At 66.6% G+C, this 17,832-nt stretch carries 16 protein-coding genes and 1 riboswitch; of the genes, 15 read left to right on the top strand and 1 reads right to left on the bottom strand.

Annotated features, from left to right (window positions below):
* Positions 1–90 precede the first annotated feature (90 nt).
* A riboswitch (SAM riboswitch) is annotated at positions 91–193 on the bottom strand.
* A 252-nt stretch (positions 194–445) separates the two neighbouring features.
* From GS_RS12375 to GS_RS12355, 5 genes are all read left to right on the top strand, one after another.
* A complete protein-coding gene (locus tag GS_RS12375) occupies positions 446–835 on the top strand; it encodes a DUF948 domain-containing protein (RefSeq protein WP_010943100.1) in 390 nt (129 codons plus the stop codon).
* 5 nt (positions 836–840) lie between these two features.
* Positions 841–1,152, top strand: coding sequence for a YtxH domain-containing protein (locus GS_RS12370; RefSeq protein ID WP_010943099.1), 312 nt, complete (start codon positions 841–843; stop codon positions 1,150–1,152).
* Positions 1,153–1,227: 75 nt separating this feature from the next.
* Positions 1,228–2,544 carry a YihY/virulence factor BrkB family protein gene (locus GS_RS12365; RefSeq protein ID WP_010943098.1) on the top strand — a complete coding sequence of 439 codons (1,317 nt, stop codon included), beginning with the start codon at positions 1,228–1,230 and terminating at the stop codon, positions 2,542–2,544.
* A gap of 148 nt (positions 2,545–2,692) precedes the next feature.
* On the top strand, positions 2,693–4,036 hold the full coding sequence (locus tag GS_RS12360; protein WP_010943097.1) for a penicillin-binding transpeptidase domain-containing protein: 1,344 nt from the start codon (positions 2,693–2,695) through the stop codon (positions 4,034–4,036).
* Positions 4,037–4,086: 50 nt separating this feature from the next.
* The gene (locus tag GS_RS12355) at positions 4,087–4,314 is read left to right on the top strand and encodes a YkgJ family cysteine cluster protein (protein WP_010943096.1); all 228 of its coding nucleotides are present in this window, start codon (positions 4,087–4,089) and stop codon (positions 4,312–4,314) included.
* 8 nt (positions 4,315–4,322) lie between these two features.
* Here GS_RS12355 and GS_RS12350 read toward each other — a convergent pair whose 3' ends face one another.
* Entirely contained in the window at positions 4,323–5,045 is a 723-nt protein-coding gene (locus GS_RS12350) for a UDP-2,3-diacylglucosamine diphosphatase (protein ID WP_010943095.1), read from the bottom strand.
* Positions 5,046–5,113: 68 nt separating this feature from the next.
* On the opposite strand from GS_RS12350, the gene GS_RS12345 reads away from it, so the two are divergent.
* The 10 genes from GS_RS12345 (at position 5,114) to lpdA (ending at position 17,827) form a co-directional block, all read left to right on the top strand.
* Positions 5,114–5,554, top strand: a complete 441-nt coding sequence (locus GS_RS12345) for a UPF0158 family protein (protein ID WP_010943094.1) — start codon at positions 5,114–5,116, stop codon at positions 5,552–5,554.
* A gap of 35 nt (positions 5,555–5,589) precedes the next feature.
* Entirely contained in the window at positions 5,590–6,630 is a 1,041-nt protein-coding gene (locus GS_RS12340; RefSeq protein WP_010943093.1) for an AI-2E family transporter, read from the top strand.
* A 3-nt stretch (positions 6,631–6,633) separates the two neighbouring features.
* Complete coding sequence (locus tag GS_RS12335) at positions 6,634–7,686, top strand: AI-2E family transporter (RefSeq protein WP_010943092.1); 1,053 nt, start codon at positions 6,634–6,636, stop codon at positions 7,684–7,686.
* The gene (locus tag GS_RS12330; protein ID WP_010943091.1) at positions 7,679–10,072 is read left to right on the top strand and encodes a heavy metal translocating P-type ATPase; all 2,394 of its coding nucleotides are present in this window, start codon (positions 7,679–7,681) and stop codon (positions 10,070–10,072) included. The genes GS_RS12335 and GS_RS12330 overlap by 8 nt, the downstream gene beginning before the upstream one ends.
* Positions 10,073–10,097: 25 nt before the next feature.
* A complete protein-coding gene (msrB, locus tag GS_RS12325; protein ID WP_010943090.1) occupies positions 10,098–10,511 on the top strand; it encodes a peptide-methionine (R)-S-oxide reductase MsrB in 414 nt (137 codons plus the stop codon).
* Positions 10,508–11,284, top strand: a complete 777-nt coding sequence (locus GS_RS12320) for an alpha/beta hydrolase family protein (RefSeq protein WP_010943089.1) — start codon at positions 10,508–10,510, stop codon at positions 11,282–11,284. The genes msrB and GS_RS12320 overlap by 4 nt, the downstream gene beginning before the upstream one ends.
* A gap of 104 nt (positions 11,285–11,388) precedes the next feature.
* Positions 11,389–14,073: a 2-oxoglutarate dehydrogenase E1 component gene (locus GS_RS12315; RefSeq protein WP_010943088.1), complete on the top strand. Its 2,685-nt coding sequence runs from the start codon at positions 11,389–11,391 to the stop codon at positions 14,071–14,073.
* Positions 14,074–14,150: 77 nt separating this feature from the next.
* Entirely contained in the window at positions 14,151–15,380 is a 1,230-nt protein-coding gene (gene odhB, locus GS_RS12310) for a 2-oxoglutarate dehydrogenase complex dihydrolipoyllysine-residue succinyltransferase (RefSeq protein WP_010943087.1), read from the top strand.
* Positions 15,370–16,149: a tetratricopeptide repeat protein gene (locus GS_RS12305; RefSeq protein ID WP_235044890.1), complete on the top strand. Its 780-nt coding sequence runs from the start codon at positions 15,370–15,372 to the stop codon at positions 16,147–16,149. Before odhB ends, GS_RS12305 begins: the two co-directional genes overlap by 11 nt.
* Before the next feature lie 259 nt (positions 16,150–16,408).
* Entirely contained in the window at positions 16,409–17,827 is a 1,419-nt protein-coding gene (gene lpdA, locus GS_RS12300) for a dihydrolipoyl dehydrogenase (RefSeq protein WP_010943085.1), read from the top strand.
* The last annotated feature ends 5 nt before the right edge of the window (positions 17,828–17,832 follow it).

Genomic DNA, 17,832 nt, shown 5'->3' with positions numbered 1-17,832 from the left:
CCCACGGGCGCGTGCGCGCGGCGGCGAAAATGAAAGGCCCCCTCCCGGGAAACGGGAAGGGGCCTGTACGCGTCGGTGGTCACAAGCTCCCTCTCATCGCTCCCTTTCGGGCAGGATTTAGCACCTGGCGTCCGCTACCGGACCGGTTGCTGTGGTTTCACAGGGCCTTTCCCTCCACCACTCTTGATAAGAAGGTCTACTATTCTCTTTTGGTGAAGGATACGGAAGCCCCGGCCGGTTTGTCAATCGGATTTTGCCGCCAAGTTGCCGTATCTGCGTAAACGGCGAGCAATTCGTTTGCAAAAGCACGGGCCGTTGGCTATAGTTTACCGCACGTGGAAGCAGCAACGGCGGGGGCCGGGGGCTTGCGGCAGATGGGCTCCCTTGCAATCCCCGTCCCGTGCACTATACTGTTTCCCATTAAGACCGTGGAGGGATCGACTTCATGAGCATTGGCGCACTTGCCGTACTGGTAATGGCCTGCGCACTGGTTGTGCTGGTGGCGTTTCTCATTCCGACGCTGCTGGAGATCAGGAGAACCGCGGCAGAGTTCAGGAGCGTCATGGCCCAGGTGGGGCAGGAGCTGAAGCCCCTCACCCAGGAACTCCAGCAGACCCTTGCCGAACTGAAGGTCGTCACCGAGGGGGTTGCCGAGCGGGTGGACGACGTGAAGGAATTCATGGAAGCCGTGGGCGACACCGGGCGCAACATCCGGACCATCAATGCCGTCATCGGCAGCGTGGCCCACGCGGCGGCGGCCTCCTCCGCCTGGAGCACCGGCGCCCGGGTGGCCGGAAAGTACCTCATGGAACGACTCATCAAGAAAAGGGGGTAATTCGTATGTCTGAAGAAAGAGGAACGAGCGTCGGAACGGTATTCCTGTCATTCCTGGCCGGAGCCGCGGTGGGAGCGGGCCTGGGGCTTCTGCTCGCACCCAAGACCGGCAAGGAGATGCGCGAAAACATCATGGATCTGACCGATGAGGCCCTCGACAAGATCAAGGGATTCACGAAAGAGGCCCAGTCCAAGATCAAGGATACCTACGAGGAAACCAAGGACCTCATCACCGAGAAGAAGACCATCATCACCTCCGCCATCGAGGCGGGGAAGGAAGCCATGGACCGGGAGCGCGAGAAGTTCAAGGAGATGTAGCCACTCCCGGCGCCGCACGAACAAGCCCACCCCGCGTGGGCTTTTTCGTGTGCGCTCCGAAGGGCGGAGGCGCGGATGGAGAAAGGGTCAAAGGGCACAATCTACCGCTACCTGGATACGTTCCGGGCCATGGACACCGACGGGCTCGGCCCGGTCCGCGGCCGGCTGGTGGCCGCGCTCCAGGCGACGGTGACCGCCGTGGGCAACTTCATGGACGACCAGTGCCTGCTGCATGCCTCGGCCCTGACCTATTCCACGCTCCTGTCGATCGTTCCCTTCTTTGCCCTTGCCTTCGCGGTCCTCAAGGGGCTGGGGGTGCAGAACACCCTGGAGCCTTTCATCCTCGACCAGGTCGCGGCAGGGTCCCATGAAATCGTCGACCGGATCGTTACCTACATCAACAACACCAAGGTCGGCTCCCTGGGGGCCGTGGGCCTGGTGACCCTCGTGGTGTCAACCGTCACCCTGCTGGGGAACATCGAAGAAACCTTCAACTCCATCTGGGGGGTGCGGGAAACCCGGTCGCTCTACCGGCGGTTCAGCGATTACCTGAGCGTGGTGGTGTTCGGACCGATTCTCATCTTCGCCGCCATCAGCGTCACCACGACTCTCGAGAGCCAGAAGGCGGTCCAGTGGCTGATCGGCACCGCCTATCTGGGCGACGTGCTGGTGGCGGCTTTCCGACTGGTTCCCTATGTCAGCATCTGGCTCGCCCTTGTCTTCCTCTATATGCTCATCCCCAACACCAAGGTCCGTTTCCGCTCGGCCCTGGTGGGCGGGGTCATCGCCGGCACGCTCTGGCAGGCAGCCCAGTGGGGATATATCCACTTTCAGGTGGGTGTGGCCAAGTACAACGCAATTTACGGCACCCTCGCCGTGCTTCCGGTCTTCATGATCTGGCTCTATGCCAGCTGGTCGATCGTGCTGTTCGGCGTGGAGGTGGTCTACGCCCACCAGCATCGCCGCACCTTCCGGCACGAAACCCACATCCCCGACCTGGAGCCCGCCGCGCGCGAGCGCCTGGCCCTGGCCCTGCTGCTGGAGGTGTGCCGGACCTTTTTCCGCGATGGCGCGCCCTGGAACGCCGAGCGCCTGGCCGAACGGCTCGACGTGCCGGAACGGACCGCACGGGAAACGCTGGGCATGCTGGTCGCCAAGGGGTGGCTTGCCGAGAGCTGCGGCGAGGAAACCCTCTACCTCCCGGCCCGGGAGCTGGAGCACATGCGGGTCAGGGAACTGATCGCGTCGCTCAGGGGGCACGCCATGCCCCTGGCGACCGGGCGGTTTGACCCGGCGGTGGAGTGGCTGGCCGCGAGAATGGAAGGGGCCGTGGCCGCAGAACTGGGGGAGGTGAACTTCAGGACCCTGGCCGAGGGGGGCGGAGTGGATTAAATATGATTCATGTCAGCCCGCCAACGGGCGCCGACATTGACAATGCGGGGCTTTTCCCTATATAGTGACGGCAGTCCGTCATCCATTCAAGTGACCCCGCATCCGGGCCGGTGCCGCCGGTCGCGATGTCCGTGCGAAATGAACATACATGCAGGATTTTAAACATTTAACAAGCAAGAAACGATTCTCCGCCTCCTCTTTCCTCTCGCCGAGGAAGAACGACTCCCGCAATGCCTTCAAGAGGCTCGATGAGCCTCCTCCCCGCAAGAAACGTCTCCGCTTCCTGCTTCCCGTCATTGCCGCGCTCCTGGTCGCCTACCCGGTTCTGTCCCTTCTTCTTTCGGGCCGGCCCGCCGTTTCCAGCGTCCGCGAAGAGGCCCATCCGGGCAAGCTGAGCCTCAAGGACCTGGACAGCTTCGGCGCCTTCCGCCTGGCCGCCGGTGCCTTCCCCACGGCTCGTGCCGAAGGGGGCCGCCTCGTGGCCCCCCTCGCGGGCGGAGGCACGGTGGTGTATGCCATCAATGAAGAGGTCCAGGAGCGGGTCAAGGACGTCCTGGCCCAGTTCCAGGTTCCCTACGGGGTTTTCGTGGCGGTGGAGCCGCGCAGCGGCCGGATCCTGGCCATGGTGGCCCATTCCTCGATCCTGCCGGGCTGGGAGCAGCAGGCGTTCTACGGCATCTACCCCATGGCGTCGCTGTTCAAGATCATTACCGCCACCGCTGCCCTTGAACAGGGCAAGGTCTCTCCCGACACCGTGATTCCCTTCAGGGGGGGGCTCTACTCGGAGAGTTCCCGCCACTGGAGCGACCTGCCAAAGCGGGGCGCCCAGGAGATGGATCTGACCACCGCCATGGGAAAATCGGTGAACCCGGTCTTCGGCCGGCTTGCCTGCGACGTGGCCGGGCGCGATTCGGTCCTTCGCTGCGCGGAGCGGTTCGGCTTCAACCATGCGCTGCTTCCCGGCACGCCCGTCCTGCCCAGCAAGGCCGAGCACCCCGCCACCGACGACGATCTGCGCCTCATGGGGGCCGGGCTCGGGCGCGAGGTGAAGATTTCGCCGCTCCATGCGGCGGTGCTGATGGCCACGGTTGCCAACGGCGGCACCATGCTCGTCCCCTCCCTGGCTGACGAGATCCGCGACCCGTCGGGAAAGGTCGCCTATACCCACCAGCCCCGGCCGCTGCGGACCGTGACCACGGCCGACGTTTCAGCGCAGCTCACGCGGATGCTGTCCTCCACCGTGACCACCGGCACTTCCCGCCGGGCGTTCCATGACCAGCGCGGTCGACCCAAGCTGGCGGACATCTCCATTGCCGCCAAGACCGGTTCCATCAACGGTACCGACCCCGAGGGCCACTACAGCTGGTTCGCCGCCTATGCTCCCACCGACAACCCGCAAATAGCCCTGGCAGCCCTCGTCATCAACCAGGACAAGTGGAAGATCAAGGCGTCCTACGTGGGCGAGCAGGCCTTGGAGGCCTTCTTCAAATAGGACGGGCGGCGGCGGTCGCCTGAAATCCGTAGCCAACGATCCGGGTTATTATGGACTGTCTCAGATGCGGTACCTGCTGCACCGCACCCGACATCAGCGCGCTGGGCAAGCCGGTGGGCGTGCGTTGTCCCCATCTGGGCGAGGGTGGGCTGTGCGCCATCTACGACGAGCGGCCGGCGGTCTGCCGGGGGTACCGCCCCGACGAGATCTGCCGCCGGATTGCGGCGCCGACGCTGGAAGAGCGGGTGAAAAAGTACCGGGCGCTGTTCGGGGTCTAGCGGCGGGGTTACGGTGTTCCGTAGGTCTTCAGCGAAAGGGTGCCGTCGCTCCATTCGCCGTAGGTGTAGTGGGTGAGCCAGTCGCCCAGGGAGAGCAGGACCGTGCCGTCGTCGTTGCGATCGATGAACGGCTGGTGGAAGTGTCCGGCGACGACTGCGCGGCATCCTTCCCGGAAGCGCTCGGCGGCGAAGGCCCGGAGGATGGCGGCGTAGTCCCAGCGGTGCCGGCGCCGGCCGTGGTTTTTGCGGCTTTCCCGCGACATGCCCACGGCGATCCGGCAGGTCACGGCGGGGGGGACGATGCGGGTGGCCGCCCGCGTCAGGGAGCTGTGGAGGATGAACCGCAGGAGCCGGTAGGGATAGTCCTTCCGGTTGACCTCGTCCCCGTGGCAGAGATAGAGCCGCTCCCCCTGGATGTCGATCACGGCGGGGCCCGGGTGGACCGTTGCCCTGAGCGTCTCCGTGAAAAACGGCCCCATGTGGAAGTCGTGGTTCCCTTCGAAGTACTCGATCCGGACCCCGCTGTCGACCAGCTCCCGCAGCCGGTCGAGAAGGGGGAGGTAGTGGGTGAAGGGGACCGGATCGTAGCCGATCCAGAACTCGAAGAGGTCGCCGAGAATGTAGAGGGTGTCGACGTTGCCCCGGAGCCCGGCCAGGAACTCCATGAGCAGCCGGTAGTTTCGGTCCCCCGGCTGCCGCAGGTGGGCGTCGGCGATGAAGATTGCGCGCATGGCGGCACTATAATCGAAAGGCCGCCAAAGGTAAAGGCGCGTTGAGGCGGGCGAGGCGTAAGGTGAACATGGGATTCATGCGCGACATTGAAATACTCTGGGATGATCTCCTGGAGGCGTTCGAAAATCCGGAAACGGCACTGGCCTATTTTCTCGATCGGGAAACGGGCGACATCTTTGCCGTGCCGTCCGATTTCGACGATGACGATTTCTGGCGGGAGATGGAAGAGAGCGAGGACCGATTCCTCCGCATCCCCGGCTTCGATTACGATCAGGAACGGCTGCTGCTCCACGAGTTCATCAGGGGGCTCGACAATGCGAGCCTCAAGGGGATGCTGCTGCGCTCCTTCGAAGGGAAAAAGCCCTACGGTCGGCTGGACGAGATCCTGTCGTTCTATCCCGAGGAGTTCGACCGCTACATGGCCATGAAGGAGGAGCTCATCTCCGACCGGGCCCGGCGGTGGCTGGAGGAGAACGATCTCTTCGGCGCCGAAGAGGAGGATTTCTGAGGGTGCCGCACGCCGGCGCCCCACAGGAGCGGACGATGGCTGACAAACAACCGGCGGTGAACAGGGTCGTGGCGGCGCTGCTGGTGGGCGGGGCGCTGATCGCCGCAGGCTACGCGATCAGGCATACGGTCTCCTGCTTCCTGCTGTCCTTCGTTACCGCCTATCTCCTGGACCCCGTCCTCGTTGTGATGGAGCGCCGCGGCGTGCGCCGTCCGTGGGGCATCCTCTTCCTCTACGCGCTTCTCGCGGTTTTCTCCGTCTTCTTCTTCATCGTGCTCGTGCCGTTTCTCAGCCTGCGCTGGGAGGCGTTCATCACCGGGCTCCCCGCCTATCTCCAGAAGGGGAAGCAGATCGTGTTCGCCTGGAAGAGCCGGGCGGTCCCTCCCTATGCGGTGGAGGAGTGGCGCTGGCTCTTCGATACCGCCGCCGGCCAGGCCGACAAGCTGCTGGCCAAGCTCGGCGCCGGGGTCTACGCCGCTGCCGAGGGGCTCGTCTTCAATCTGTTCAACCTGGTGCTCGCGCCGATTCTCGTGTTCTTCATGCTCTGGTACAAGAAGGAGTTCATGGAGACAGCGGCGGCGTGGCTCCCCGCGTCCCGCCGCGAGGTCTTGCTGGCCCTGGGGCGGGAGGTCAACGAGAGCATCGGCGGCTACATCCGCGGCCAGTTCATGGTTTCGGTCATCGTGGCGGTCCTGTCCACGGTGGCGCTCTTCGTCATCGGCATCGACTATCCCATCGTCAACGGCATATTCGCGGGACTCGCCTCGGTTCTCCCCTTCATCGGGGTCATCCTGGCAACCCTGCCGCCCCTGTTCTTCGCCTATGTCCAGTACGAGAGCGGCATGGTGCTCCTCCAGGTGATCGGCGCCTTCTCGGTCATCTACTTTCTGGAAGGCTACCTGGTGAAGCCGCTGGTCTTCAAGGAGTCCATGGACCTGAACCCCCTGGTGACCATCATCGTGGTCATGGTGTTCGGCGAACTCATGGGTTTCTGGGGCATCCTGCTGGCCATTCCCATTGCCGCCGCCGTGCGTGCCGCCGCCGACCACCTCCGTCGCGGCGATTTCCGGAGCTAGGCGGTGCGCCCCCGCGACGCGGCCCATATCGCCTGGTTCCTGGCCATAACCTTCGGGCTGGTGCTCCTGGCGGGCCATTTCGCCGTCCACTCCCTGTCGGCGGTCCTCACCTCGCTGGTCATTGCCTATCTTCTCAATCCGGCCATGAAATTCATGGAGGCCAAGGGGCTGGGGCGGCTGCCGGCCATTGCCGTGCTCTATCTCTCCATTGCCGTGGGAATCCTCCTGGCCCTGATCCTCCTGATCCCCTACCTCAGCCACCAGCTGGAGGCCTTCCCCCGGGCGGTCCCCCGCTACGTGGATAATCTGCAACTGGTCATGGAGACGTGGAAGGGTCGCCTTACCCCCTATTACGGCGGCGAGGAGGGAACCTGGCTCATCGCCCGGGCCGAGGAATCCCTGAAGAAGCTGGCCCTTGAGCTCACGGGCAAGGGATACCAGCAACTCACGCGGGCCTTCTTCGGTCTCTTCAACCTGGTGCTCGCCCCGATCCTCGTTTTCTTCATGCTCTACTACAAGGATTTTGTGAAGGACTTGGTCCTCCGGTTCGTCCCCCACCGGGAGCGGCCGTCGTTCCGGGAGATGGGAGGACGGATCAAGCGGTCCCTGGAGCGCTTTATCCTGGCGCAACTCCTGGACTGCGTCATCGTGGGTATCCTGTCGGCTCTGGCCCTCTACGCCATCGGCATCGAGTTTCCGCTGCTCAACGGACTGGTGGCCGGATTCGCGTCGGTGGTCCCCTTTGTGGGGGTGATGGTGGCGGTGATCCCGCCGGCCCTGATCGGCTATGCGGAAACCGGCGACATGTCGGTGATCCCCCTGGTCTGCGCGGCATATTTCGTGATCAGCGTTATCATAGAAGGGAACCTGATCAAGCCGCTCCTCATGCGGGGGACTTTGCGGCTTAACCCCCTGGCGGTCATCTTTGTCCTCATGGCCATGGGCGAGCTCATGGGCTTCTGGGGGGTGGTGCTGGCGGTGCCGGTGGCGGCAGTGGTGAAGATCTGCGCGGCCGAGCTGCGGGGATATCTGACGGAGGGACATCCGAATGCGTAAGGTCTTGTTTCCCATCACCGGCATGAGCTGCGCCGGGTGCGCGGCCCGGATCGAGAAGGAGCTGGGCGGCGTGGCGGGCATTGCCTCGGCCGTGGTCAACTTCGCCACCGCCGAGTTGTCCGTGGAGTTCGACGAACGGGTGATCGACGAGGATGCCGTGGTGGCGCGGGTGGAAGCCCTGGGCTACGGAGTGGTGCGCACGGCGGCCGGGGAGCTGCGTTTCGGGGTGCGGGGGCTGCACTGCGCCTCCTGCGTGGCGAACCTGGAGAAAAAGCTCCTGGCCGACCCGGCCGTGTCCGCCGCCGTGGTGAACCTGGCCCAGGAGGAGGCCCTGGTCCGGTTCGATCCCTCCCGCCTGGGCAAGGCGGACATCTTCGCCCTGGTGGTGGCCGCGGGGTACACCCCCGTGGAGCCCGAAGCGGAAGGGGGGGAGGCCGCCGCGGAGTTGAAGGGCCAGCGCAACTGGTTCATTGCCAGTCTTCTGCTCTCGCTCCCCATCATGGCCACCATGACCCTCCACGACAACCGGGCCGTGGGCTGGATGAACCTGGTCCTGGCCAGCGCGGTCCAGTTTTCGGCCGGCCTCACCTTCTACCGGGGGAGCTGGTTCGCCCTGAAGAACCGCAGCGCCAACATGGACGTGCTGGTTGCCCTGGGCACCTCGGCCGCCTATTTCTACTCCCTCTTCGCTTTTTTCGGGGCCTTCGGCGAGCATGGCGGCCACGTGTTCTTTGAGACCTCGGCCATGCTCATCGCCTTCATCCGCCTGGGCAAGTACCTGGAAGCCCGGGCCCGGGGCAAGGCGGGGGAAGCCCTGAAGAAGCTCCTGCGGCTCCAGGCGGACAAGGCGCGGCTGGTGACCGGCGACCAGGAGCGGGAAGTCCCCGCGTCGGCGGTGCGGGTGGGCGATCTGGTCCGGGTCCGGCCGGGCGAGACGATCCCCGTGGACGGGGAGGTGGTGGAGGGAACCTCGTCGGTGGACGAGTCCATGGTGACCGGCGAGTCGATCCCGGCGGACAAGGGGCCGGGGGCCGCGGTCACCGGGGCCACGGTGAACCGCAGCGGCGTGCTCCTGGTGCGGGCCACCCGCATCGGCGAGGAAACGCTTCTCTCCCAGATCGTGCGGATGGTGCGGGAGGCCCAGGCGGACAAGGCGCCGATCCAGCGGTTCGCCGACCGGGTGTCCGGGGTCTTCGTGCCGGTGGTGATCGCCCTGTCGGCCCTCACGTTCGCCCTCTGGTTCTGGGGGCTCCACCAGGAGTTCCTCTTTGCCTTCAAGCTGGCCATCTCCGTGGTGGTCATCGCCTGCCCCTGCGCCATGGGGCTCGCCACCCCCACCGCCATCATGGTGGGGAGCGGGGTGGGGCTGTCGCGGGGGATTCTGGTCAAGCGGGGCTCGGTGCTGGAGAACATCTCCCGGGTCCAGGCGATCCTGCTGGACAAGACCGGCACCCTCACCCGAGGCGAACCCTCCCTCACCGACCTGGTGCCGGCGCCGGGGGTGACGGAGGAGCGGCTGCTGGCGGTGCTGGCCGCGGCCGAATCCCGCTCGAACCATCCCCTGGCCCAGGCGGCGGTAAGCGGCGCCGCCGGACGGGGCGTGGTGCCGGCGCCGGTGGACGGCTACCGGGAGACCGAAGGGGGAGGCGTGGCCTGCGTCCTGGACGGTGAACCGGTAACGGCCGGCAGCGCCCGGTTCCTGGTCGGGGCGGGCATCGACACTTCGCCCCTGGAGCAGGCCGCATCCCGGTTGGCCGGGGAGGGGAAATCGCTCATCCTCGTGGCCGAAGCGGGACGCCTGCTGGGGGTGGCGGCCCTGGCCGACCGGCTCAAGGAGAGCTCGCCCCGGGCCGTGGCCGAGCTGAAGCGAATGGGGATAGCCACCTGCATGATCACCGGCGACCACCGGGAGGTGGCGGCCGCCGTGGCCCGGGAGGCGGGGGTTGACAGCTTCGAGGCCGAAGTCCTGCCGGGCCGCAAGGAGGAAATCGTGCGGGAGTACCAGGCAAAGGGGTACTTCACTGCCATGGTGGGCGACGGGATCAACGATGCCCCGGCCCTGGCCCGGGCCGACGTGGGGATCGCCATCGGCGGCGGCACCGACGTGGCCAAGGAGACCGGCGACGTGATCCTGGTGCGGGACGACCTCATGGATGCCGTGCGCGCCATCCGCCTGGGGCGGGCGACCCTGGCCAAGGTGAAGCAGAATCTCTTCTGGGCCCTGTTCTACAACATCCTCGGCATCCCCGTGGCCGCCGGGGTCCTCTACTATCCGCTGGGGATCACGCTCCGGCCCGAATTCGCCGGGCTTGCCATGGCCTTTTCCTCGGTGTCGGTGGTGACCAACTCGATCCTGCTCCGCCGGGCGGGAAAGAAGCTGGGCTAAGGAGCAGGGAGCACGGAGGCGCATCATGAAAAGGAAGATCGAGAAAACCGATGCCCAGTGGCGCGGGCAGCTGACCCCGGAGCAGTACGAGATCACCCGCCGCAAGGGGACCGAGCCGGCTTTTACCGGCGCCTACTGGGACTGCCACGACAGGGGGACTTACCGCTGCGTCTGCTGCGGCGCGCCCCTGTTCGACTCCGCGGACAAGTTCGACTCCGGCACCGGCTGGCCCAGCTTCACCGCTCCCCTGGACGGAGACGGGGTGGAGAGCGAGGAGGACCGGAGTTTCTTCATGCACCGGACCGAAGTCCACTGCGCCTCCTGCGGCGCCCACCTGGGGCACCTGTTCCCGGACGGCCCGGCCCCCACCGGCCGGCGCTACTGCATTAACTCGGCATCGCTCGTACTCGACCGGGCCGGCGAGGGGGAGAAGGAATGATCTCGCGCCGCCTCCGTTTCCCCGGCGGCCGCGGCGCGGAACTCTCCGGCATCCTCGATCTGCCGGAGGGGCGGGAGCCGGTCGCCTTCGCCCTCTTTGCCCACTGTTTCACCTGCTCCAAGGAGCTGAAATCCATGGTCGCCATCAACCGGGTGCTCACGGAGCAGGGGATCGGCGTGCTCCGCTTCGACTTCACGGGGCTCGGGGAGAGCGGGGGGGACTTCAGCGAAACCGGTTTCACCTCCACCGTGGACGATCTGCTGGCGGCCGCCTCGTTCCTGGAGCGCTCCCATGCCACGCCCAGCCTGCTCATCGGCCATTCCCTCGGCGGCACCACCTGCCTTGCCGCGGCCGGAGCCATCAAGGGCTGCCGGGCGGTCGTGGTCATCGGCTCACCGGCGAGCCCGGCGGGGCTGCGCCACCTATTCACCGGCAAGGAGGACGAACTGGCGCAGAACGGCTCGGCCCAGGTCATGGTGGCCGGCCGCCCCTTCCGACTCGGCCGCTCGTTCCTGGACGACGTGACCGGCGTCCGCCTTGATGGGGCCATCGCCACCCTCGGCGTGCCGCTCCTCATACTCCATGCCCCCGACGACCAGGTGGTGGGCTTCCACCACGCCGAGCGGATCTTCTCCCTGGCCCCCCAGCCCAGGAGCCTGGTGGCCCTGGACCGGGCCGACCACCTGCTCCTGGCCGAGGAGGACGCCCGCTATGCCGCCGGCATCATCGCCGCCTGGGCCGTCAGGTACCTGTCCCCCGACCCGGCCGGATAGGCCCGGCTGAGCATCCTGCCGGCCCGCGCCCCGCGCCGGTTCGGTTTGAAACCGCTTTCCCCTCTGTTATACTTATCCGCGTCACTTCAACCAAGGACGCTGTCATGACCTTTGCCGCAGGGGCCGACCCCGAGTTCATCGAATCCCTCTTCCAATCCTGGCAGGCCGATCCCGCGTCGGTTTCCGCCGAGTGGCGCGCGTTTTTCACCGGCTACGAGCTGGGGCGCGGCGAGCCGTCGGCCGAATGCCCCACCCCCGAGCTGGCCGCCAAGCAGTCGGCGGTCGACTCTCTCATCTATCGCTACCGCGACCTGGGCCACCTGCTGGCCTGCACCGATCCCCTCTCTCCCTGCAAGCTGGAACACCCGCTCCTGGCGCTGGAGCAGTACGACCTGGACCAGTCGGACCTGGACCGTACCTTCCGGGCGCGCCGTTTCCTCAAGAGCGAGGCGACGTTGCGGGAGATTCTGGCAACGCTCCGGGAGACCTACTGCCGTTCCGTGGGTGTGGAGTTCATGCACATCCAGGACCCTGCCGAGCGGACTTGGCTGATCGAGCGGATGGAGCCGGTCCGGAACCGGCCGCCTGTTTCCCTGGACCAGAAGCTGCGCATCCTCGAGAAGCTCAGGGAGGCGTCCCTGTTCGAGGAGTTCCTGCACCGGAAATTCCTGGGGCAGAAGCGCTTTTCCCTTGAGGGAGGGGAGGCGCTGATTCCCGCCCTGGATGCCGTGGTGGAACGCGCGGCCCGGCTCGGCGTGGATGACCTGGTGCTCGGCATGGCCCACCGGGGGCGGCTGAACGTGCTGGCCACCATCATCGGCAAGCCGGTGGAAAATATCTTTGCCGAGTTCGCCGACAACGTGGAGCTGGCGTTCGTGGGGGACGGCGACGTGAAGTACCACAAGGGGTTCTCCAGCGACCGCCGGTTCGCCGACGGCAGCAGCATCCACCTGACTCTGGCCTTCAACCCCTCGCACCTGGAGGCGGTGAACCCGGTGGTGGAGGGGAAATGCCGGGCCCGTCAGGACGCCCGGGGGCCGGGGGGGGACAGGCGGGTCCTGCCGGTGCTGATCCACGGCGATGCCGCCTTTGCCGGCCAGGGGGTGGTGGCCGAGACCCTGAACCTCTCGCAGCTTGAAGGATACCGGACCGGCGGCACCCTCCACATCGTCATCAATAACCAGATCGGCTTCACCACGGTCCCGGCGGATGCCCGCTCGTCCCTCTACGCCACCGACACGGCCAAGATCGTGGCGGCGCCGGTGTTCCACGTCCACGGCGAAGATCCCGAGGCGGCGGTCCACGTGATGGAACTCGCCCTGGAGTACCGGCAGACCTTCGGCCGCGACGTGGTGGTGGAGATCATCTGCTACCGCCGGCACGGCCACAACGAGGGGGACGAGCCCTACTTCACCCAGCCGGTCATGTACGGCCGGATCAAGGACCGGCCGCCGGTCCACGAGCTTTACGCGGACCGGCTGGCAGAGGAGGGGGTTCCCCGGGACCGGCTCGACGCCATGACCGCAGCCATTGCCGGGCGGCTGGAGGAATCCCTCGGCGCCCCTCCGCGTCCCGTGGCCGGCGGCTTCGAGGGGAAGTGGGGAGAGTACCGGCGGGACTATTCGCCCGCCAAGGTCGATACCGGCGTGGACGCGGCGCGGCTGCGGCAGCTGGCCGAGGGGCTGGCCGGCGTGCCCGAGGGCTTTTCCGCCCACCCCAAAGTGGCAACCATCCTCCAGCGGCGGCTCAAGGCCGTGCAGGCGGGCGAAGGGATCGACTGGGGCAATGCCGAGACCCTGGCCTACGGGACGCTTCTGGCCGAGGGAACCTCCATCCGCCTGTCCGGGGAGGATTCCCGGCGCGGCACCTTCGGCCACCGCCATGCAGTGCTCCACGACATGAACACCGAAGCATTCCACGTGCCCCTGGACGGCGCTGCTACCGGCGGTGCGGTCTTTCGCGCCTGGGACAGCATGCTCTCCGAGTTCGCGGTCCTGGGCTACGAATACGGCTATTCGGTCCAGTCCCCCGAGATGCTCGTCATCTGGGAGGCCCAGTTCGGCGATTTTGCCAACGGCGCCCAGGTCATCATCGACCAGTTCATCGCCGGCGGCGAGTCCAAGTGGGAGCGGGTAAGCGGCCTCGTCATGCTCCTGCCCCACGGCTACGAAGGGCAGGGGGCCGAGCACTCCAGCGCCCGCATCGAACGCTATCTCCAGCTCTGCGCCGACGATAACCTCCAGGTTGCCTATCCCTCCACCCCGGCCCAGCTCTTTCATCTGCTGCGGCGGCAGGTGAAGCAGCCGTTCCGCAAGCCCCTGGTGGTCTTCACCCCCAAGAGCCTGCTGCGCCATCCCCGTTGCGTCTCCCGGCTGGAAGAGCTGTCCGGCGGCTGGTTCCGGGAGGTGATCCCCCCCGTTGCCGACCCTGAAAAGATCCGGCGACTCCTGCTCTGTTCCGGCAAGATCTACTACGAGCTGCTGGAGCGGATGGAGCGTGACGCGGTGGCCGACACGGCCATTGTCCGGATCGAACAGCTCTATCCCCTGCGGACCGACCTGCTGCGGGAGGCGGTGGCGCCCTTCCGGGGGGCCGGGAGCATCGCCTGGGTCCAGGAGGAGCCCCGCAACATGGGAGCCTGGAGCTTTCTCCGGCCCCACCTGGCTGATCTTTTCGGTCGCGAGCCCCGTTACGTGGGGCGGCCCGACAACGACGTCCCCGCCGTGGGGTCGCACCGGCTGCATGGGGTGGAGCAGGAACGGGTCGTCACGGAGGCGCTCGCGGTATAGGCGTTCCCCCTCACCGGGGGCCGGTTCACGCATCGTGATAGGTGCTGATCGGCAGCACTGTTTCAACGGAGAATTCCATGGAAATCAAAATACCATCGGTGGGTGAATCGGTATTCGAGGCCCTGGTGGCCACGTGGCTCCGCCAGGACGGCGATGCGGTCCGCAAGGACGAGCCGGTCTGCGAGATCGAGACCGACAAGATCACCATGGAGCTTAACGCTGAGGCCGACGGGGTTCTCTCCATCGCGGTGCCGGCCGGGACCACGGTGAAGATCGGCACGGTCATCGGTACCATTCGCGAAGGCGCTGCCGCCCCCGTTGCCGAGTCGCCGGCTCCGGCACAGGCCGCTGCCGCCGCGCCCGCCGCAGAGCCCCCTCTTTCCCCGTCGGTGCGTAAAATGGCGCGGGAGCGGGGGATCAGCCCCGAGGCGGTGCCCGGTACCGGCCGGGGAGGGCGGGTGACGGTGGATGATCTCTTCTCCTTTGCCGAAAAGCGGGAGCAGGGGGCGTCTCCGGCCGGGGCTCCTCCGCCGGCCGCTCCCCAGCCTCCCGCGCAGCAGCCCCGGCCGGCGGCAGAGCAGCCCCGCCAGGCCGAGCCGCCGGAGGCCGATCGCACCACCCGCACCCCCATGACCCCCATCCGCAAGCGGATCGCGGAACGTCTCATGGCGGCGCGTCAGCAGACCGCCATGCTCACCACCTTCAACGAGGCCGATCTGGGGCGCATTGTGGAACTGCGTGCCCGCCACAAGGAGCAGTTCGCCAAGCGGCACGGGGTATCCTTGGGGTTCATGTCGTTCTTCGTCAAGGCCTGCGTAGAGGCCCTGAAAGCCTTTCCCCTGGTGAACGCCCGCATCGACGGCAACGACATCGTCCGGCACCACTACTACAACATCGGCATCGCCATCGGCGCGGACAAGGGGCTGGTGGTGCCGGTGCTCCGGGATGCGGACCGCCTCCATTTCTGGGAGATCGAACAGGCCATCGCCGCCTTTGTCGAAAAGATCAAAACCAACCGGCTCGAACTCTCGGACCTGGAGGGGGGCACCTTCTCCATAACCAACGGCGGGGTGTACGGCTCGCTCCTTTCCACCCCCATCCTCAATCCGCCCCAGAGCGGGGTGCTCGGCATGCACGCCATTCAGGACCGTCCCGTGGCCCGGGACGGGCAGGTGGTCATCCGGCCCATGATGTACCTGGCCCTGTCCTACGACCACCGGATCATCGACGGCCGCGAAGCGGTGGGATTCCTGCGCACGGTGAAAGAGTATGTGGAAGATCCGGAGGAGCTGTTCCTTGAGGGGTAGGGTTGCGGTCATGGTGTGCCGGGTCGTGACGGCACTGGCCCTGTCGCTGCTGGCGGTTGCGCCGGTGCCGGCCGCTTCCCGTACGGCAAAGGGCGCAAAGGCCGCCAACGGGTATGCCGCCACCCAGGCCGCGGCCCGGCGGGGGGATGCCAAAGCGGCCTTCAGGCTTGCGCTGATGCACCTGGACGGCAGCGGCGCCCCGCGCAAGCCGACAGAGGCGGCGCGGTACATGAAAATGGCGGCCGAGCGCGGCCACGTGCGGGCCCAGTACTATCTGGGCACCTTCTACCACGAGGGGACCGGGGTCAAGCGCGACACCTCGGCCGCGGCCCGCTGGATCGGCAAGGCGGCCGCGGGGGGCGATGCCGAGGCCCAGTACGCGTACGGCATGGTCCTTCTCTCCGGTGACGGCGTGCCCGTGGACAAGGTGCGGGCCATCGAGTGGTTGGGCAAGGCATCCCGCCAGGGGAACGAGGGCGCCCGGGACGTGCTCCAGGAGCTGGTCGCCTTCCAGGGCCGGCCGACGGAAATCCGCTCCCTGGAGCCGACCATCTCCTCTCCCGTTCCCGCTCCCCGGCCGGAGGCGGGCACCACGGGGGCGCGCCTCGAAGGCAAGGGGGTAGTCCTGGACCAGGGCGAGTTCAGCCTCAAGTTCTCCATGCCCGGGCTGGGAAACACCGGTGACCCCTACCGGACCACGACCGACGAGAAACTCTGGAATCATCTGCAGGGGGGGAGCTTCGAGATCATCTACCGGCCGGGTAAGTAGCCGGGCTGTGGCTCAAGTCTCGGCTGTTCACCCCCCTGCTCGCGCTGCTCGCTTCCCCCCTACAACGTAGGGGGGATTGAGGGGGGGCCACGTGCCTGTTGACAGGCCGCCATGGCGGCGTGGGGTGCTGATCAGGATCTGTAATGGCGAGTTTCTGAAATGGTTGAAACAATAACAGGTTTTCCTTTTTGACCTCTGCGACCTCTGTGGGTAACGGCTTTTTTCAGGATAACTCTACTTCTCTCCGGGAGGATTTCCCATGGCTGAGCAAACCTTCGACCTTATCGTCATCGGCGCCGGACCCGGCGGCTACGTGGCCGCCATCAGGGCTGCCCAGCTTGGCATGACCGTGGCGGTGGCGGAACAGCGCGAAACCCTCGGCGGGGTCTGCCTCAACGAGGGGTGCATCCCCAGCAAGGCGCTCCTGGACTCATCGGAGTTCTTTGCCCAGGCCCGGGACGGCTTTGCCGGCCACGGCATCCTGATTGACCCTCCGCGGCTCGACCTGGCGCGGATGATGGCCCGCAAGGACGATGTGGTGAAAAAGCTCACCGACGGCATCGCCTACCTCTTCAAGAAGAACCGGATAACCTGGCTGAAGGGGACGGCTCGCCTGGCGGGCAGAAACGGCGATCTCCTGCGGGTGGAGGTGGGCGGCAACGGGACGGCGCCCGCGCACCTGCTGGAGGCCGGCAAGGTGCTCCTTGCCACCGGCAGCGAGGCGGTGCCGGTACCGGGCCTCGCCTTTGACGGGGAGACCGTGGTCTCCGCCCGGGAAGCCCTGGCCTTCGACCGGGTGCCGGAGCATCTGCTGGTGGTGGGGGCCGGCTACATCGGGCTGGAGCTGGGGTCGGTCTGGCGCCGGCTCGGCAGCCAGGTGACCGTGGTGGAGGTGCTGGCCAAGCCGCTCCCCGCCACCGACGGCCAGGTGGCCGACGCTCTGGTGCGCTCCCTGAAGAAGCAGGGGATCTCCTTCCGCATGGAGACACGGGTGACCGGCATCGAGAAGCGGGAGGGCACGGCCGTGGTCACGGTGGAATCGTCCGCCGGCGGGCGCGACGCCATCGCCTGCGACCGGGTCCTGGTGGCCGCCGGCCGCCGCCCCGTCATGGCCGGGCTCGGCCTCGAACCCTTCAATCTCGCCATGGAGGGGGGGCGCATCCGGGTGGACGACAACTACCTGACCTCGGCCCCGGGGATCTACGCCATCGGCGACCTGATCCACGGACCCATGCTCGCCCACAAGGCCATGGCCGAGGGGGAAGTCTTCGCCGAGCGCCTGACCGGCGAGGCGTCGGTCGTGGACTACGAATACATCCCTGGTATCGTGTATACGTGGCCCGAGGCGGCCGGCGTCGGCCTGACCGAAGAGCAGCTCAAGGAACAGGGGATTCCCTATGCCGCGGGCCGGTTCAATTTCATGGCCAACGGTCGGGCACGCTGCATGGGGGAAACCGAAGGATTCGTGAAGATCCTGGCCAAGCCCGACACGGGCCGGGTCCTGGGCATCCATGTGGTCGGCCCCCGCGCCTCGGACCTCATTGCCGAGGCGGTCACCGTCATGACCTACGGTGGCAGCGCCGCCGACATCGCCATGACCTTCCACGCCCACCCGACCCTCGCCGAGGCCATGAAGGAAGCGGCCCTGGACGTGGAGAAACGGGCGATACATGCGTAACTAAG

Origin of the sequence: Geobacter sulfurreducens PCA (assembly GCF_000007985.2) — a bacterium.
GTDB lineage: Bacteria > Desulfobacterota > Desulfuromonadia > Geobacterales > Geobacteraceae > Geobacter > Geobacter sulfurreducens.
Note: the sequence above shows the minus strand (reverse complement) of the source record. Positions and strands in the feature narration are given on the sequence as shown.

Coding starts and splice junctions, on each gene's coding strand:
- msrB (WP_010943090.1), top strand. CDS start 10,098: ATGAAAAGGAAGATCGAGAAAACCGATGCCCAGTGGCGCGGGCAGCTG.
- odhB (WP_010943087.1), top strand. CDS start 14,151: ATGGAAATCAAAATACCATCGGTGGGTGAATCGGTATTCGAGGCCCTG.
- GS_RS12350 (WP_010943095.1), bottom strand. CDS start 5,045: ATGCGCGCAATCTTCATCGCCGACGCCCACCTGCGGCAGCCGGGGGAC.
- GS_RS12370 (WP_010943099.1), top strand. CDS start 841: ATGTCTGAAGAAAGAGGAACGAGCGTCGGAACGGTATTCCTGTCATTC.
- GS_RS12315 (WP_010943088.1), top strand. CDS start 11,389: ATGACCTTTGCCGCAGGGGCCGACCCCGAGTTCATCGAATCCCTCTTC.
- GS_RS12365 (WP_010943098.1), top strand. CDS start 1,228: ATGGAGAAAGGGTCAAAGGGCACAATCTACCGCTACCTGGATACGTTC.
- GS_RS12360 (WP_010943097.1), top strand. CDS start 2,693: ATGCAGGATTTTAAACATTTAACAAGCAAGAAACGATTCTCCGCCTCC.
- GS_RS12345 (WP_010943094.1), top strand. CDS start 5,114: ATGGGATTCATGCGCGACATTGAAATACTCTGGGATGATCTCCTGGAG.
- lpdA (WP_010943085.1), top strand. CDS start 16,409: ATGGCTGAGCAAACCTTCGACCTTATCGTCATCGGCGCCGGACCCGGC.
- GS_RS12320 (WP_010943089.1), top strand. CDS start 10,508: ATGATCTCGCGCCGCCTCCGTTTCCCCGGCGGCCGCGGCGCGGAACTC.
- GS_RS12355 (WP_010943096.1), top strand. CDS start 4,087: ATGGACTGTCTCAGATGCGGTACCTGCTGCACCGCACCCGACATCAGC.
- GS_RS12375 (WP_010943100.1), top strand. CDS start 446: ATGAGCATTGGCGCACTTGCCGTACTGGTAATGGCCTGCGCACTGGTT.
- GS_RS12330 (WP_010943091.1), top strand. CDS start 7,679: ATGCGTAAGGTCTTGTTTCCCATCACCGGCATGAGCTGCGCCGGGTGC.
- GS_RS12340 (WP_010943093.1), top strand. CDS start 5,590: ATGGCTGACAAACAACCGGCGGTGAACAGGGTCGTGGCGGCGCTGCTG.